15 protein-coding genes are annotated in these 16,684 nt (G+C 66.7%); 13 read left to right on the top strand and 2 right to left on the bottom strand.

Features of this window, described 5'->3' with window-relative positions:
- Positions 1 to 7: 7 nt before the first annotated feature.
- The 13 genes from J2847_RS04115 to J2847_RS04055 all read left to right on the top strand — a co-directional run bounded on the left by J2847_RS04115 (position 8) and on the right by J2847_RS04055 (position 14,510).
- The gene (locus J2847_RS04115; protein WP_209777168.1) at positions 8 to 3,178 is read left to right on the top strand and encodes a DUF4815 domain-containing protein; all 3,171 of its coding nucleotides are present in this window, start codon (positions 8 to 10) and stop codon (positions 3,176 to 3,178) included.
- Between the two features lie 12 nt (positions 3,179 to 3,190).
- Positions 3,191 to 6,904, top strand: a complete 3,714-nt coding sequence (locus tag J2847_RS04110; RefSeq protein ID WP_209777166.1) for a LamG domain-containing protein — start codon at positions 3,191 to 3,193, stop codon at positions 6,902 to 6,904.
- Positions 6,905 to 6,987: 83 nt separating this feature from the next.
- Positions 6,988 to 8,403, top strand: a complete 1,416-nt coding sequence (locus J2847_RS04105) for a phage tail sheath C-terminal domain-containing protein (protein WP_209777165.1) — start codon at positions 6,988 to 6,990, stop codon at positions 8,401 to 8,403.
- Entirely contained in the window at positions 8,403 to 8,918 is a 516-nt protein-coding gene (locus J2847_RS04100; protein ID WP_209777163.1) for a phage major tail tube protein, read from the top strand. The genes J2847_RS04105 and J2847_RS04100 overlap by 1 nt, the downstream gene beginning before the upstream one ends.
- Before the next feature lie 97 nt (positions 8,919 to 9,015).
- Positions 9,016 to 9,291: a phage tail assembly protein gene (locus J2847_RS04095; protein ID WP_209777162.1), complete on the top strand. Its 276-nt coding sequence runs from the start codon at positions 9,016 to 9,018 to the stop codon at positions 9,289 to 9,291.
- A gap of 23 nt (positions 9,292 to 9,314) precedes the next feature.
- Entirely contained in the window at positions 9,315 to 9,443 is a 129-nt protein-coding gene (locus J2847_RS04090) for a GpE family phage tail protein (RefSeq protein WP_085556563.1), read from the top strand.
- Positions 9,436 to 11,664 carry a hypothetical protein gene (locus J2847_RS04085; RefSeq protein WP_209777160.1) on the top strand — a complete coding sequence of 743 codons (2,229 nt, stop codon included), beginning with the start codon at positions 9,436 to 9,438 and terminating at the stop codon, positions 11,662 to 11,664. Before J2847_RS04090 ends, J2847_RS04085 begins: the two co-directional genes overlap by 8 nt.
- A gap of 18 nt (positions 11,665 to 11,682) precedes the next feature.
- Positions 11,683 to 12,138, top strand: coding sequence for a phage tail protein (locus J2847_RS04080; protein WP_209777158.1), 456 nt, complete (start codon positions 11,683 to 11,685; stop codon positions 12,136 to 12,138).
- Entirely contained in the window at positions 12,135 to 12,344 is a 210-nt protein-coding gene (locus tag J2847_RS04075) for a tail protein X (RefSeq protein ID WP_209777157.1), read from the top strand. The genes J2847_RS04080 and J2847_RS04075 overlap by 4 nt, the downstream gene beginning before the upstream one ends.
- A gap of 3 nt (positions 12,345 to 12,347) precedes the next feature.
- Positions 12,348 to 13,400: a phage late control D family protein gene (locus J2847_RS04070; RefSeq protein WP_209777155.1), complete on the top strand. Its 1,053-nt coding sequence runs from the start codon at positions 12,348 to 12,350 to the stop codon at positions 13,398 to 13,400.
- 50 nt (positions 13,401 to 13,450) lie between these two features.
- The gene (locus J2847_RS04065; protein WP_209777153.1) at positions 13,451 to 13,864 is read left to right on the top strand and encodes a glycoside hydrolase family protein; all 414 of its coding nucleotides are present in this window, start codon (positions 13,451 to 13,453) and stop codon (positions 13,862 to 13,864) included.
- A gap of 56 nt (positions 13,865 to 13,920) precedes the next feature.
- A complete protein-coding gene (locus tag J2847_RS04060) occupies positions 13,921 to 14,088 on the top strand; it encodes a hypothetical protein (RefSeq protein WP_179166223.1) in 168 nt (55 codons plus the stop codon).
- A gap of 206 nt (positions 14,089 to 14,294) precedes the next feature.
- Positions 14,295 to 14,510 (top strand): hypothetical protein, encoded by a 216-nt coding sequence (locus J2847_RS04055; RefSeq protein WP_233474259.1) that lies wholly within the window; start codon positions 14,295 to 14,297, stop codon positions 14,508 to 14,510.
- A 456-nt stretch (positions 14,511 to 14,966) separates the two neighbouring features.
- On the opposite strand, the gene hisI is transcribed toward J2847_RS04055, so the two are convergent.
- Together hisI and metC are read right to left on the bottom strand one after the other, a co-directional pair.
- Positions 14,967 to 15,398, bottom strand: a complete 432-nt coding sequence (gene hisI, locus J2847_RS04050; protein WP_209777152.1) for a phosphoribosyl-AMP cyclohydrolase — start codon at positions 15,396 to 15,398, stop codon at positions 14,967 to 14,969.
- A gap of 26 nt (positions 15,399 to 15,424) precedes the next feature.
- Positions 15,425 to 16,603 carry a cystathionine beta-lyase gene (gene metC / locus J2847_RS04045; protein ID WP_209777150.1) on the bottom strand — a complete coding sequence of 393 codons (1,179 nt, stop codon included), beginning with the start codon at positions 16,601 to 16,603 and terminating at the stop codon, positions 15,425 to 15,427.
- Positions 16,604 to 16,684 lie beyond the last annotated feature (81 nt).

Here is a 16,684-nt window from a genome sequence, read left to right as displayed (position 1 = left end):
CGCCATCATGACCCTGGACCGTTACTACAACCTGTTCGACGCGACCAAGCGTCACGAGGAAATCCTGTTCCTGGCCGGCGACGGCCTGCAGGCCCGCGAGCTGAACGAGCTGCAATCGATCCTGGGCAACCGCATCGCGGGCCTGGGCGGCGCCATCTACAAGGAGGGCGACCCGGTGAAGGGCGCCGGGATCATGGTCGATCCCGACACCGGCGCCGTGACGCTGGAGACGGGCGAGGTCTTTCTGCGCGGTGCCATCCGTCCGGTGCCGGCCGGTGCCTTCACCATCCCCGTCGAGGGGCGCGTGGCCGTCGGCGTCCGCTACACGGAAAGCGTCGTCACGGCCCTGGAGGATCCCGGTCTGCGCGACCCGGCGGTCGGCACCGACGGCTATCTGGAGCCCGGCGCGGCCCGGCGTGCGTTCGCCCTGGCCTGGGGCTGGGAGGGCGGCGCGTCCGGCGACGGCGGCGGCGGGGCGTTCCACGCCATCTACACCGTGACGAACGGCGTCCTCGACAACCGCGTCACCCCGCCGGCCATGGACGCCGTCGCCAGCGCGCTGGCCCGCTACGACCGCGAGGCCAACGGCGGCTTCTACGTGGTGTCCGGTCTGAGCGCCGCCTATCTGGAGACCAGCAACGGCGAGCACCTGTTCTCCCTGGCCGAGGGGCGCGCCAACATCAACGGCTACAAGGTGGAGCGCGTCCACGGCGCCCGCCTGCGCTACCCGGTGGACCCGGATCTGCAAAGCGTGGAATCGGAGCCGCACGTCTTCGCCAACGCGGGCGGCGGGTCGATGCGGATCACGCTGAACCGTGGGCCGCTGGCGATGGTGCGCGACGTGAAGGTGACGAAGGAGAAGACCGTCACCGTCACCCACGGCGCCTACACCGGCGCGGTGGACACCCTGCCGGACAGCAGCGTGGTCCAGGTCGTGTCGGTGACCCAGGCCGGCACCACCTACGCGCTGGGCACCAGCTACACGGTGTCGGGCGACGAGATCGACTGGAGTCCTGGCGGCGCGGAGCCGGCGCCGGGCAGCACCTACACCGTGACCTACCGCTACATCGACAGTGCCATGTGGAGCGCCGCCGACGACGACGGCTTCACGGTGTCGGGCGTGGTGAACGGCACCACCGTCTACGTGGACTACGCCTGGAAGATGCCGCGCGTCGATCTGCTGACGATGAACCAGAACGGCGAACTGTCGCGGCTGAAGGGCGTGTCCCGCACCCGCCAGCCCGCCGCGCCGGTCCCGCCGTCCGACGCGCTGGCGCTGGCGACCGTCACCCACGACTGGCGGGCCGCCAACAAGCCGGTGGTCGGCAACATCGCCGTGCGCGCCATCCCGGTCTCCGACATCGAGGACATGCGCGGCCAGATCATGGAGCTGTACGGCCTGTGGGCCACCTCCAACCTGCGCACCGACGCCAGCATCCGCGAGGCCGGCGCCAAGAAGGGCGTCTTCGTCGATCCCTTCGTCGACGGCAGCGGCCGGGACGCGGGCGTGGTGCAGTCGGCGGCCATCGTCGGCGAGATGCTGACCCTGCCCATCGGCGTCAACGGCATCTACACCTCGGCCTCGGGCTTCACCACGCTGGACTACACGCTGGTGCCGGTGCTGGAGCAGATCCAGCGCACCGGCTCGATGAGGGTGAATCCCTATCAGGCGTTCGAGCCGGTCCCGTCGAGGATCACCCTCTCGCCGGCGGTCGACGAGTGGACCGTCACCAACACGGTCTTCACCGACGACGTCACGGAGCGTTTCGTCATCAGTGGCCATTTCGTGCCAGGCAGGTCGTGGGTCAGCTCGACCCGGTCGGAGTGGTCCGACGCCTTCGTGTCCACCAGCGCCGCATCGGCGCAGTTCCTGCGCCAGTTGACCGTCCAGTACACGGCGGAGAACTTCGATCCGGCCGAGGCGCTCGACACCCTCAAGTTCGACGGCATCGACCTGACGCCGGGCGTCCGTCCGGTCGCCAACGCGCTGGGGGTGCTGAACGGCTCCTTCGCCATTCCGGCCGGCATCCCGGAAGGGTCCAAGCGCGTGGAACTGCGCGGGCGGAACGGCAGCTACGGCGTCACCAGCTACATCGGGCGCGGCGTCATCACCACGGAGACGCGCCGGCGCATCGTCACCATCTTCGAGGATCACAGCGACCCGCTGGCCCAGACCTTCGTCCTGCCCGAGACCCGCGTGCTTCAGGCCGTGGATCTGTGGTTCACGGCGAAGGGTGGGCCGTCGCCGGTCATCGTGCAGATCCGCGAGACGGAGAACGGCGTCCCCACCCGCACCGTGCTGACCGAGGGCCGCGTCGCGGCCTCGGCCATCGTCATGGGCGGCGGGCACACCCGCGTCACCTTCGATCCCTTCGTGGCCCAGGGCGGCCAGGACTACGCGCTGGTGATCCTGACCGACGACGCCGACCACGCGGTGGCGGTGGCGGAGCTTGGCAAGTACGACCCGGTCAACGGCTGGGTGACGCGCCAGCCCTACCAGATCGGCGTGCTGCTCTCCTCCAGCAACGCCGTGACCTGGACTCCGCACCAGGAGAAGGATCTGACCTTCCGGCTGCTGGCGGCGGAGTATTCGAGCACGCCCAAGGAGATCACGCTCGGCACCTACAGCGTCACCGCCGTCTCGGACATGATCGCGCTGGCCGCGGTGGAGCGTCCGGCGGCGAGCACGGACGTCGAGTTCGTGGTGGTCGACGCCTCGGGCCGCATCCACACGCTGACGGAGATGCAGCCGCTGAACCTGTCGGACGCCATCACCGGCAACGTGACGGTCAAGGCCCGGCTGACGGGCGGCGGCGCCGTCTCCCCGGTGCTCTACCCGGCGGCCAAGACGGCGATGGGCAAGCTGGAGGTGACGGCGGACTACGTGTCGCGGCGCTTCCCGGCCGGCACCGGCTTCGCGCTCACCGTGGCGCTGGAATGCCTGCTGCCGGGGACGGCCACCGTCGCGGTCTACGCGGAGAGCGCCTCGACCGGCAACTGGGTGGCGGTGCCCTTCTCCAGCGGTTCGCCGGTCGGCGACGGCTGGGAGGAGCGGGTGTTCAAGGCTCCCTCCCTGGCCGGTGTCGGCACCGACAAGACCACGCGCCTGCGGATCGTGCTGAACGGCTCGCCGGCCAACCGGCCGTACCTGCGCAAGCTGACCGGCATCGCCCTGTAAGGATGACACGACATGCTTCTTCATGACGACCGGACGGGGAGGGGGCATCCCCTCCCGCATCCCGACAATCTTATGGAAGACGACGTCCAGCGCCTTCGGGAAGCGATCGGCGGGCTCGACCAGGACGTGACGGCTTTGGAAGGGCGGATCGGGTCCGCCGAAGCGTCGGTCGTGGAGTTGCAGGCCGGCAAGGCGGCGTCCGATCTGTCCAACGTCCCGGCGGCCGCCTTCAAGGCAAAGGCGGCCGCCTCCGGCTCGTCGCTGCCCGATGTGACGGCCGCCGACGCCGGGAAGTCGCTGGTTGTGAGTCCGGACGGGACCGGCTATCAGGTCGGCGCGTCGGCGTCCGCGGTTCAGCAGACGGCTCCGCTCTACGCCCCCGGTGGCGCCGGTTTCAACCTGACGGGCAAGTCGGTCCTGGCGGCCTACGAGCAGACGGTTGGCAGCATCTTTGCGTACGATTTCAACAATCGCAGCGCTTATGCCGAGCAGGATCCGGTGTCCGGCACCGACGCGGTCGGCGGGGCGTTCCAGCTTCACAACACCGCCGGCGCGGGGGTCGATGCCAACACGAAGCTGCTGATCCACGCGGACGGGGTGAATGGTTCGACCGAGATCATCGACGAGCGCGGCATCACGCCGTTCGGCACGCATTGCGCGTATTTTGATGGGAGCGCTGGAACAGGCTTTAAAATTCCAAGCAGCTTTAAGGTAGCGTTCGGCACAACGCAGGATTACACGGTTGAGTGCTGGGGGCGTTGGGGCGGGGCGCTGGGCGGCACTGTATCCGGTGTTCTGTTTGACTTCATGGTCAATGGTGGCAACAACCGCGCGCCCCGCGTCATGGTCGGCGGAGGCAATTGGTATTTTGCGTTCGATACCTACACTTGGACAGGCTCTGGTGTCGATCTGAATTGGCACCACTTCGCTTTTGTTCGGCGTGCAAGTACGCTGTACTTCTACCTTGACGGCGTGCAGGTGTTTTCGCAAGCCGCGTCTCTCAACACGGATGCCAGAGCTTTCACCCTCGGCATTGGGAATGACATGGTGTGGAACCCGTGGATTGGCTGGATGGACCAATTCCGCGTCTCCAAGGTGGCGCGCTACACCGACAACTTCACCCCGCCGACTGCGGAGTTCACGCCCGACCCCGATACCGTATACCTGTTACAGTTCAATGACGGCCATGGCAGCCAGTTCATCCGCGACAACAGCAAGAGCGGTCACGAAATCCAGGTGGGCTCGAGCCTTTCGAACGCCTGGGCGAAGTTCGGGGCGACGTCCCTGCGTCTGTCCTCCAGCGCGTCGCCGACCCGCATCGCCCCGACCAAGCCGCACGGTGATTTGGTTCTCGGGGCGCTGGATTTCACGCTCGACATGCAGGCGCGCTTCGACGGCGTGGCGACCAACCAGATCCTGGCCAAGTTCGACGACACCAGCAGCTACGGCCTGGAGATCTACCTCAACGGGGCGACCGGGAACCTCGAACTCTACGCCAGCAGCAACGGCACATCGTATGATCTGGCAAGCGGGGTCGTCATCGGCTCGATGACGGCGAACGTCGCGGCCCACGTCGCCTTGAGCCGTGTTGGAACCTCTCTCTATTTGTTCAAGGATGGCGTTCTCACCAACACGGTCGCCATCGGCACCGCCTCCATACGCGGTGCTGGGCAGGTTCGTCTTGGCTCCAACTCCGTCGGGACGAACAAGACAAACGGATACGTGGATGCTCTTCGTTTCGATAGGCGTGGCCTGTGGTCGGCATCTTTCACGGCACCGACGACGGCACCCACCGCCACCGACACCACGGTGCTGCTGTGCCAGTTCGAGGGCGTCAACGGTGACACCGTGGCCCTGGACAGCAGCGAAAGCAGCTATGGCTCCAACGGGTTCGGCGACACGACCACGCCGACGCTGACCTTTGCCGGGTCGGCAACGCTTGATGCCACCTACACCCGTGGCGGACACGGCACCTCACTTAAGCTGAACGGCACCACTCAGTACGCATCCATCGCATACGCCACCCCGAGCGCAGGGCATCCGATCTATTTCAGTGCCAGCGACAAGCTGTGCCTTGAGGGTTGGTTCTACATTGCCTCGTTCACCGGAAACCCGATTTTGGTGAGCTTGACAGCCACGTCGGGGAACACCTTGAGTTTTCTAGCAAACGCAGCCGGCTTTACACTCAGCGCCAACGGCGGGACCGTGCTTTCCGTCCCTGCAACGTGGGGAGGCACAGGGTGGCACCACGTCGCGATTGTGCGTGATCCGCGCGGCTGGGGGGTTGCTGTAGATGGCACTTTCTACGGAGGATATGCTCCGCAACTGAATCTGATCTACCCGAACGAGGCTTATACGTTAAATTTGGGCACCTTCAATGTTGGTGTTTCCAACTTTCTCAATGGCGCCATCGACAGCTTCCGCATCACCCACGGCAAACCGCGCTACACCACCAACTTCACACCCGGCAACCTTGTGGCCGACGATGACACCGCGCTGTTGTGGGTGTTCGACGGCACGGTTGGACAGAAGTGGGTCAAGGAACTGTCGAAGAACACCGTGCTGATCCAGAGTACGAATGCGCGGACGGTGAAAGACGGACGCTATATTTCTTTCAACCCCGGAACCGGAACGCTCAGCCTTCTCAACAACATCATCGGCCCCAAGTTCGGAACCAATTGCATCATTAAGGGCGGCAACGGTACATCTAACTTTATAATGCCTCACAATGCGAGTCTGTGCCCCTCCGTGGACTTCACAATTGAAGGATTGATGTATGGCTATAACTACACATCTTTCACTCGCACAATGATGTATAAGTGGAATGGCAGCACCACGACCTGGGCTTTGCGTGTGAATTCTGGAGGTGATGTTACGTTCAATTACGTTGATACAGGCGGAACCACCATAACTATTACTGGAGGCGCTTCCAGCATTACGGCGGGAAACTGGTCACATGTCGCAGCTGTCCGCAACGGTACCACCTTGAGCATTTACGTGGATGGTGTGCTCAAAGGCTCGGTGACGGCGACTCTCGGAATGCGACAAGACACCACCGGCAACCTCTTCATCGGCACGGACGCCACAGGTGCCGCTCCAATGGACGGCGGGCTGGACGAGATGCGGATTTCCAGCGTCGCTCGCTGGACGTCCAACTTCACCCCGCCGACCCTGGCTTACGGGCAGCAGTACGTGACCGGTCCGTACTGGGTGGCGACCAAACCGGGTCTGTCGGCGCTCGACCTGTCGGCGTTCAGCTCGGTCGACAGCGCGGCGCTGACCGGCAGCACGCCGCCCAACACCAGCCTGAAGTTCCTGCTTTCGACCGACGGCTATGCGACGCCGCTCAAGCGTTGGACAGGCTTGGCCTGGGCGGCGACTGCTCACAGCATGGTGTGGTCGGCTGGCGCTGGGACGCTGACCACCAGCGCCACATCCACGCAGTTCGCCAGCGTCGCCAACACCTGGGCCGAGTTGCTGGCCGGGCTGCTGGCGCTTGACCTGACATCGATCGCCAGCCTCAACGTCGTGGCGATCCTGTCCACCACCAACCAGCAATTCACGCCGGTGCTGGACCAGATCACGCTGGCCCTCGACGAGTACCAGCTCATGCAGCCCGGCGTGGACTATACCATCAAGCGTAAGCGTGCGCTCGGCGTTCAGACCCTGGAGTTCAAGCGGCTCAAAGCTGGCAACGCCAACCACGTCATCGACTACATCGGCTGAGCCGAAGCCCTCCAGCCCTGCTTCCTGTCCGCCCGGCCTCTACGCCGGGCTTTTTCATGCCCAACACAAGGGAAAGGTTTCCCATGCCCGAACAGTTTCTCCATGGTGTGGAAGTTGTCGAGATCGACAACGGCCCGCGCCCGATCCGCACCGTCAAATCCTCCATCGTCGGCCTCGTCGGCACCGCTCCCGAGGCGGACGCCATCGCCTTTCCGCTGAACAAGCCCGTCCTGGTCGCCGGCTCGCGCAGCCAAGCCGCCAAGCTGGGCACCGCCGGCACCCTGCCGGCGGCGATCGACGGCATCTTCGACCAGGCCGGCGCCATGGTGGTGGTGATCCGCGTGGCGGAGGGGACCGGGGCGGACGATGCCGCCAAGGCCGCCGCCACCCTCACCAACGTCCTCGGCGGCGTGGACGGCGTCACCGGCGCCTACACCGGCGTCCACGCCCTGCTGGCCGCCCGCACGGATCTGGACCTGACCCCGCGCATCCTGTGCGCGCCGGGCTTCACCCACCAGCGCACGGTCGGCGGCGTCACCGGCGCCGTCGTGGCGGCCGGCGGCATCGGCTACGCGGCCGGCACCACCAGCGTGACCATCACCGGCGACGGCACCGGCGCCGAGGCCACCGCCACCGTGACCGACGGCGCCGTCACCGGCATCACCGTCACCAAGCCGGGGCGCGGCTACAGCAGCGCCACCGTCACCGTCACGGGGGCCGGCACCGGGGCCGCCGCCACCGCCAACCTCGGCGACGTCGCCAACGCGGTGGTCGCCGAACTGCTCGGCATCGCCGAGCGCATCCGCGCCGTGATCATCGCCGACGGCCCCGGCAGCACCGACGAGGCGGCGGTCGCCTACCGTGGCGACTGGGGCTCGCCGCGCGTGTTCGCGGTCGATCCCTGGGGACTGGTGATGAAGGACGGCGAGCCGGCGGCGGAACCGCTGTCCGCCCGCGTCGCCGGCCTGATCGCCAAGACCGACAACGACCGCGGCTTCTGGTGGAGCCCCTCCAACCAGGCGATCAACGGCATCGTCGGCACCTCCCGCGCGGTGGACTTCACGCTGGGGGATGCGAACTGCCGGGCCAATTACCTGAACGAGCACGAGGTGGCGACGGTGATCCGCGAGGACGGCTTCCGCCTGTGGGGCAACCGGAGCTGCTCCAGCGACCCGAAATGGGCGTTCCTGTCGGTCCGCCGCACCGCCGACATGATCAACGACAGCCTCCAGCGGGCGCATCTGTGGGCGGTCGACCGCAACATCACCCGCACCTACCTGGAGGACGTCACGGAAGGCGTCAACGCCTACCTGCGCAGCCTCACCGCGCAGGGCGCCATCCTCGGCGGCCGCTGCTGGCCCGATCCGGACCTCAACTCGGCCGCCAACATCGCGCAGGGCAAGGTCTTCTTCAACTTCGACTTCACCCCGCCTTATCCGGCCGAACACATCACCTTCCGGTCGCATCTGGTGAACGACTACATTGCGGAGATCCTGTGATGGCGATCCAACTCCCCCGCGTCCTGAAGAATCTGAACCTGTTCATCGACGGCTCCGGCTATGCCGGCCGCGTGGAAAGCGTGGTCCTGCCCAAGCTGTCCCTCAAGACCGAGGAGTACCGCGCCGGCGGCATGGATTTGCCGGTCGAGGTCGACGTCGGCATGGCCAAGCTGGAAGCGTCGCTGGTCCTTTCCGACTTCGATCCGGCGCTGTTCGCGTCCTTCGGCCTTCTCGACCTCGTCGGCATTCCCGTCACCATCCGCGGCGCCTTCCAGGCGCAGGGCAACGCGGAGGTGACGTCGGTGGTCGTCAACCTGCGCGGCGGGTGGCGGGAGATGGATGTCGGAACCTGGAAGGCGGGGGAGAAGTCGACCCTCACCCTCGCCGTCGCCGCCCACTACTACAAGCTCACCGTGAACGGGGAGGAGCTGGTGGAGATCGACGCCATCAACATGGTGCGCTCCATCGGCGGCGTCGACCTGCTGGCCGCCCAGCGCGTCGCCGTCGGCCTCTGACCCTCCTTTCCCGATAGCCACCACGGACAGGGCCGGCGCGGCGACACCGCCGTCGCCGGCCCTGTCGTTTTCAAATCCCGACATGGGGAGCATGGATATGAACGACACGCAGACCATCGGGCCGCGCCGCGTCGCGCTGAGCGTGCCCATCGCGATCGACGGGCAGGAGACGACGGACATCACCCTGCGGCGTCCCAAGGTCGCCGACCTCCGGCGCATGGACGCCGTGAAGGGCGGGGACCTGTCCAAGACGCTGTGGATGATCGGCCAACTCGCCGGCCTGTCGCCGCAGGAGGTCGACGAGATCGACGCCGGGGACCTGGAGGCCATCGCGGAGGTGGTCGCGGGTTTTACCGGGAGGGGGCGGGAGTAGCCCCGGACATTCTGTGGGCGGCCATGGCGGACGTGGCCGCCGTCTTCCACTGGCCTCCGTCCGCGATGGACGAGATGGAGCCGGCGGACCTGCTGCGCTGGCACGGGCTGGCGCGGGAACGCGGTTCCATGACCGGAGGGATGCATGGCTGAACAGGACCCCACCCTCGCGGGTAAGAAGTTTTCGGAACTCGTCAAGAAGATGGGCAACGTGACGGCATGGGTGTCCAACGCCGTCGCGGGCATGAACCGGGACCAAAGCGTTTCCAACTTGGTAAGGAATATCAAGAGGCTGGCGCGGGAGGGGCTGGAGGCTCGGGCGGGGGTTCGGGGGTATGTCCCCGGTCCGGCCGGCGCGCGTGCGGCTAGGGTCGGACCGGGCCTGTCGTCCTTGAAAACCTACCTGACGCAGCGCGGCGAGGCGGTACGGGCACGGTTCGAGAGGTTCGAGAAGCACGCCAAGCTCTCCGCCATGGGGGACCGCTTCAAGGCCGTGGGAGGGCAGATCGTCACGACCCGCGAGCAGGCGTCCGGTTTGGCCGGATTGACCGGGCAGGGCCTGTCGGCCTTGTCGGGTGCGCTGGCTTCCACGGGGAAGAGCGCCCTCAGGGCGTCGGCGGATTTCGAGACCTACAAGGCCGTCCTGACCACCATCATGGGGGAGGACAAGGCCAAGGCCTCCATGACGTGGATCGACGAGTTCACCCGGAAGACACCCTTCAAACTGGCGGGGGTGACCCAGGCCTTCATGACGTTGAAGGGTAAAGGCATCGATCCGATGGATGGAACCTTGCAGGCCCTGGGGGACGCCGCCGCCGCCACCGGCAAGCCGCTGAACGACCTGGCGGAGGCGTTCGCCGACGGTGTCGGCGGCGATTGGAAGGGGCTGAAGAAACTCGGCATCACGCTCAGGAAGACCCAGGGCGACATGATGTCGATGACCTACACCGACAAGAACGGTCGGGAACAGACCATCGAAGCGGCGAAGAAGGACAGCGAGGCCATGCAGGCGGCCATCCTGCATGTCCTCAAGGCCAAGGGGTTCGGCGGAACCCTCGATGCCCTGTCGCAAACCTGGGATGGGATGTGGTCCAGCCTTCAGCACAGCCTGACCGGCTTCCTGCGCATGATCGGGGACGCCGGGGCCTTCGAGGCGCTGAAGGGCAAGCTGCGGTCCATCCTGGAACTGATCGCCCGATGGAAGGCGGATGGCACCCTACAGGCCTGGGCCAACAGGATATCCGACACCCTCAAGACACTGTTCGATTTTATCGAGGCCAAACTGACTGGGGTGGATTGGGGGAACGCGTTCACGACGGTGACCACCGCCGTTTCGGATTTCGTGGGGTGGGTCCAGCGTGCCGTGACCTATGTCGGCGGCTGGGAGAATGCCGTTCTGATGCTGGCGGCTGCCTTGAGCGCCAACCTGCTGGTGTCCCTGATCGGCTTGGCCGGCCAGTTCGCGGTCTTGGTGCCGCTGGTGTTTCGTGTCATCGCCGCCATAGCGAGCGCTTTGGCGAGCAACCCGATCGCGCTCGCGATCATGGGCATCGCTGTCGCGGTGGCTATGATCTACGAGTATTGGGAGCCCCTGTCCGCCTTCTTCACGAGCTTGTGTGACAGCGTTGGCGCGGCTTTCGCGGGGTTTTTTGGCGATGTCCGCGACCTGTGCGGCGGTTTGAAGGCCTCCATTGCAAAGGCCTTCGAGGACATCCTGCAATTCATTGCCAACATCGATTTCCGCGCCATCGGCGCGGAGCTAATTGGGGATCTGCGGGACGGCATCACGGCCAAATGGGCGGAACTGGAGTCCTGGCTGACCGATAAATTAAAAAGCCTGACCGACTGGATACCGGATGTGGCCAAGGACAAGCTTGGAATCACGGCGCCCAGCGGCACGCTGGCGGCTCCACCGGCCAACGAGAACCGGAGCGCGGTGGAACGGGTGGCTGCTCCCAGGAACACGGCGCTCGCTGCCGGTCTGGCCGCGGCCCTGGCGGCCGCGCCGGTGGCCGCGTCCCCCACCGTGGCGAAGGCGGCGTCCTCCGCTCCGCCGGCGGTGGAGAATGCGGGCAAAATTCCGGGCGCCGCTTTGGCCGTTCCGGGCGGAGCGGGCGCCTCGTCCCCGTCCCCGTCCCCTATCGTCCCATCACCCATCGCTCCGTCGCCAAGCCCGTCATCCGGCCCGTCATCCGGCCCGTCGTCCGGCACCGTGGTGAACGCGCCGGTGAACGTGTCGATCACCGTCAACGGGATAGCGGAACTCGATGCCTTGCGCCGGGAGACCGAGGGCGCGGTGCGACTCGCTCTGGCCGAGTGGACATCCCGCCAGCAAGCGGACGCCGAGGCGTCCTTGTTCGACCAATGGGCATGATCACTGACGGAGACCGGCATGGCCGAACGCATCATGTTGGGTTTGGGAGACTTCCGCTTCGAGGTGGGGACCGCCGCCTACCAGTCCATGAAGCGCTCCCAGGCCTTCCGGTGGGGAAAACAGGACCGGATCGGCCGATTGCCGGCCCTCCAGTTCACCGGTCCGGACCTACAGGCCGTGGAACTCACCGGAGTCATCCATACCGCCTTCCGTGGCGGCCTGGGGCAGATCCCGCGGATGCGGGAGATGGCGGCCCTGGGCACGCCGCTGGAACTGGTGGCCGGCACCGGCACGGTGCTGGGTCTCTGGTGCATCACGGAGGTCAGCGAAACGGGCACCGTCCTCACCGACGACGGACGCCCCCGCAAGGTGGAGTTCACCTTGAAGCTCCAGGAATACGGGGACGACGCGCCGGATGGCGGCGTCCCGGACGAGACGCCCGGCCCGGCCGGCGGAGAGGAGGATCAGCCATGACGCTCCAGTATGTGAGCAAGGCCGGGGACACCGCCGACGGCATCGCGTGGAAGCGGTACGGTGCCCGTTCCGGCACGGTGGAAGCCCTGCTGGACGCCAACCCCGGCCTGGCAGACCAGGGCGCCGTGCTGCCGGCGGGGCTTCTCGTCACGTTGCCGGATCCTCCCGCGGAGACGGCGCGGGCGGTGATCAGGATTTGGGGGTGAGCGATGCGGCCAGCCTTCCGACTGTTGGCGGGCGGGGCGGACATCACCGCCAACATCAGGGACCGCCTGCTGTCCATCACCTACCACGACGAGGCGGAAACCAAATCCGATCGCCTCACCATCCGGCTGGACGATCGGCCCAGACCGGGAAGCGGAGCCCATGTGGCCCTGCCGGATGTCGGCACCCGGCTGGAGTTGGCGCTGGGGTACGAGGAGAGCGGGCTGGTCGCCATCGGTTCCTTCACCGTGGACCGCATCAAGCACAGCGGCCCGCCCGCCACGCTGGAGGTCGGGGCCATGGCGGCCGACATGCCGGGCCCGTTCCGTTCCCCGGCGTCCCGGTCCTGGGACGGCACCACGCTGGGGGCCATCGCGCGGGAGATCGCCGACGCCCATGGCTACCGCGCCAAGGTGGCGGCGGCGTTGGACGCCGTGCCGGTGGAGCACGAGGATCAGACCAACGAAAGCCCGATGGCCTTCCTCAACCGTCTGGCGGCCCGGCACGACGGGGTGGCCAAGCCGGTGAACGGACTCCTGGTGCTGGCTCCGAAGGGCACGGCCAAATCCGTCACCGGCCGGTCCCTGCCCGCCGTTTCCCTGCGGCCGGAGCGGATGTCCCGCTGGGACTTCAGCTACTCCGCCCGGAAGGAGGCCGGCGAGGCCGCCAAGGACGGAACCGGCAAGGCCGGCAGCGGGGGAGGGGTGCGGACGGTCTATTGGGACAAGGACGCGGCCCGGATGGTCGAGGTGACGAAGGGCTCGGCGCCTTACCAGAACGCCCGTTTCGCCTCCTCCGGCCCACGGGCCGCCAAGGCGGACGCGGCCTCCACGAAGAACCGGAAGGACCGCGAGAAGGCCGAGTTCTCCGCCACCTGTCCGGGGGACCCGGCGTTCCAGGCGGAACAGAGGCTCGTTCTCGGCGGATTCCGTCCGGGGATCCCCACCGAATGGCGCCTGACCAGCGTCGAGCACAAGCTGGAGAGCGGCGCGTATTCGATGTCGATCAAGGCGGAACTGTTCAACGGCGCGCAGGCGGACGCGGCGCAACCGGAATGACGTCCATCTGCGGCCGCCGATTGCCCATCGCAAACGCAAAGGTGTCTTCCATGCCCGACATGACCAAGCTGAAAGCGGACTTGATCCGCGACGAGGATCTGCGGTTGAAGCCCTACCGCTGCACCGCCGGCAAACTCACCATCGGGGTGGGCCGGAACCTGGAGGATGTCGGCATCGCCAGGGAGGAGGCCATGCTTTTCCTCGACAACGACATCGCCCGGATCACCGCCGATCTCGACCGCGTCCTGCCCTGGTGGCGGACGCTGTCGGAGCCCCGCCGGCGCGCCTTGGCCAACATGGGCTTCAATCTCGGCATCGACCGCCTGCGGGGCTTCCGCAAGATGCTGGCCGCCCTGGAGACTGGGGATTGCGCCCGCGCCGCGCTGGAGGCGGAGGACAGCCTGTGGGCCCGTCAGGTCGGCGGGCGCGCCGCCCGCATCATCGGTGCCATCCGCAACGGGTGATGGCCGCCGGCCGCGGCGATCACCCGGCAAAACGACTACGCAGAAAGGAGAATCCCATGTTCCAGGTCATCCTCCGTGCCCTGTCCCAGCCCTCGACCTACGCCGGCCTGTCCGGCCTGGCCGGAGCCGCCGGCCTGTCCGCTCCGGAATTCCAGGCGACCGCCTCGCTGCTGGCGGCCCTGTTCGGGGCCGTGGCCGTGTTCGTGAACGAGCGCGGCGCCTGATCCCTCGTTTCGCTTCCACCCGGCGGGTGGGAAAAGGCCCCCGGCGCTTCGGCGCCGGGGGCCTTTTTGCGTTGCGGGGCGGTTCCCGGAACCGGGATCGGCATTCCCCGTTTCACAGGCTCGGCGGGGCCGGTATTCTGGAGGCCGGGTTCCGTCATGACCGATGCCGAGGTGCTGTTTTGGGATGGATCGTCAGAACGCTGGTCTTGTGCTTCATCGTCGGCTTCATCCTTTCGGTGTTGCGGATCGATCCGGCCAGCATCCTCACCGACAGTTGGGAAACGGTTCGCGACATCGCCGAACTGGCGCTCGACGCCGGGCGCTGGGCCTTGCCCTACATCCTGATCGGCGCGGTGATCGTCGTCCCCCTGTCGGTGCTGGGCGCCCTGCTGCGCTGGTCGCGCTCGCGCCATCGGCCGTGACATGGGCGGCCGCGGGCAAAAAAATAGGAGGCGCCGTTGCCGGGCCTCCTAAACAGGGAGGGTTAGAGACAAGACAACCAATAGGCCCGACGGAAGGTTTGCACCTTGATCCACATCAACGGGCCGGTCGTTTGCGCGCCCAGGCGGAAAGCCGCAAGAAAAAACCGGGGCATCCTGGGATGCCCCGGTCCAGTAATATACAGGGAGGGTTAGAGACGGACGAACCCTAGGCGGATCGCCTAGGCCGTTCGTTGATCTGCATCAAATTAAGGCAAAATCCATTGGACCGCTTCAATCCGCCGGATGGGCAAAAAAAGGCCGGACATCCAGGAGAATGTCCGGCGCAGTCGTATACAGGGAGGGTTAGAGACAAGGCGATGTCTATACCCTTCGTCCAAACCTCAACATGACATGGATCAAATGACCGCCTTGCCGGGAGCCGGCAAGCCGGTCCGGTCATCCATGGTTGTGATCGTGTCCGTGATGAGGTTGGCCATAGAGCAGGCTGGGGTCGGTTTCGACCGCCTGGATGATCTCCAGCTTGCCGTCGCGCCATGCCCGGTAGAAGCAGCTCCGCCGGCCGGTGTGGCAGGCGACTCCGTCCTGCTCGACGATCAGAAGCAAGGTGTCGCCGTCGCAGTCGACGCGGAAATCCTTCAGCCGCTGAACCTGCCCCGACGTCTCGCCCTTGCGCCACAGCCCGCCGCGCGAGCGCGACCAGTAGCAGACCCGGCCGGTGGTCAGGGTTTCGATCACCGCGTCGCGGTTCATCCAGGCCATCATCAGAATCTCGCCGGTGCCTTCGGCCTGCGCGATGGCCGGAACCAGGCCGTCCGCCGTGAAGCGGATGGCGGCCAGCACCTCGTCGAACGCGGTTGCGTCCGTCATGCCCGTATCTCCTGGAAAATCCGCCCTCACAGGGCGGCGTTGAGGCGCCGGAACGCGTTGTCGAGGTCGCGGATGAGGTCGTCGGGATGCTCCAGCCCGGCGTGCAGGCGCAGCACCTGACCCGGATCGGTCCAGCGCGTCGCCGATCGGATGGCGGCCGGCCGGGTCGGCAGCAGCAGGCTCTCGAAGCCGCCCCAGCTGTAGCCCATCCCGAACAGCTCCAGATCGTCGACCATCGCGGCCAGCGCCGCGCGCGGCACCGGGTTGATGACGATGGAGAACAGGCCGCTGGAGCCGGTGAAATCGCGCTTCCACAGCGCGTGGCCGGGGAAGTCGGGGCGTGCCGGGTGCAGCACGCGCGTCACCTCCGGCCGGGATGCCAGCCAGTCGGCGAGGATCAGCGCGCTCTCCTGGTGCTGGCGCATGCGCACCGACAGGGTGCGCAGGCCGCGCATGCCGAGGAACAGGTCGTCCGGCCCGGCGCAGGTCCCGAAGCGGGTCGCCGCCTTCTTCACCGGGGTCCACAGGGCCTCGTCGCGGCAGGTGATGACGCCGAGCATCGCGTCGGCGTGGCCGACCATGTATTTCGTCGCGGCGTGGATCGAGACGTCGACCCCATGGTCGAAGGGCCGGAAGAACAGCGGCGTCGCCCAGGTGTTGTCGAGCATCACGGTGGCGCCGACCGTCTTGGCGGCCTCGGCGATGGCCGGGACGTCCTGAATCTCGAAGGTCAGCGAGCCCGGCGATTCGAGGAAGACGACGCTGGTGTTCGGGCGCAGCAGCGACGCGATGCCGGCGCCGATGCAGGGATCGAAGAACTCGACCTCGACGCCGTAGGGGATCAGCGTCTCGCGGGCGAACCGCCGCGTCGGGCCATAGGCGCTGTCGGTGACCAGCACATGGTCGCCGGCCTTGGTGAAGGCGCTGAGCGCGGTGGCGATGGCGGCGAGGCCCGACGCGGTGTGGACGGCGCGCCAGCCGCCTTCCAGCGCGGCCACCGATTCCTCGAAGGCGAAGCTGGTCGGCGTGCCCATGCGGCCGTAATGCACGCCTTCCAGCTGGTTGCGGTCGCTCGCCTCCAGCGCGTCGAGCGTCGGGAACAGCACGGTCGAGCAATGATAGACCGGCGGGTTGACGATGCCGTGGTTGTCTCGCGGGCTGCGGCCGGCGTGAACCAGGAGGGTGTCCGTGGTGGCGTTCTTCATCGGCTGTCCGTTTCGCGTGGAAGCTGTTTTGGGCTGGCCGGACATCTTGTCATCCCGTTCCCCGCGCCGCCATCACAGATT

The sequence above is a fragment of the Azospirillum agricola genome, assembly GCF_017876095.1.
Classification (GTDB): domain Bacteria; phylum Pseudomonadota; class Alphaproteobacteria; order Azospirillales; family Azospirillaceae; genus Azospirillum; species Azospirillum agricola.
This window is presented reverse-complemented; position numbering and strand designations above follow the sequence as displayed.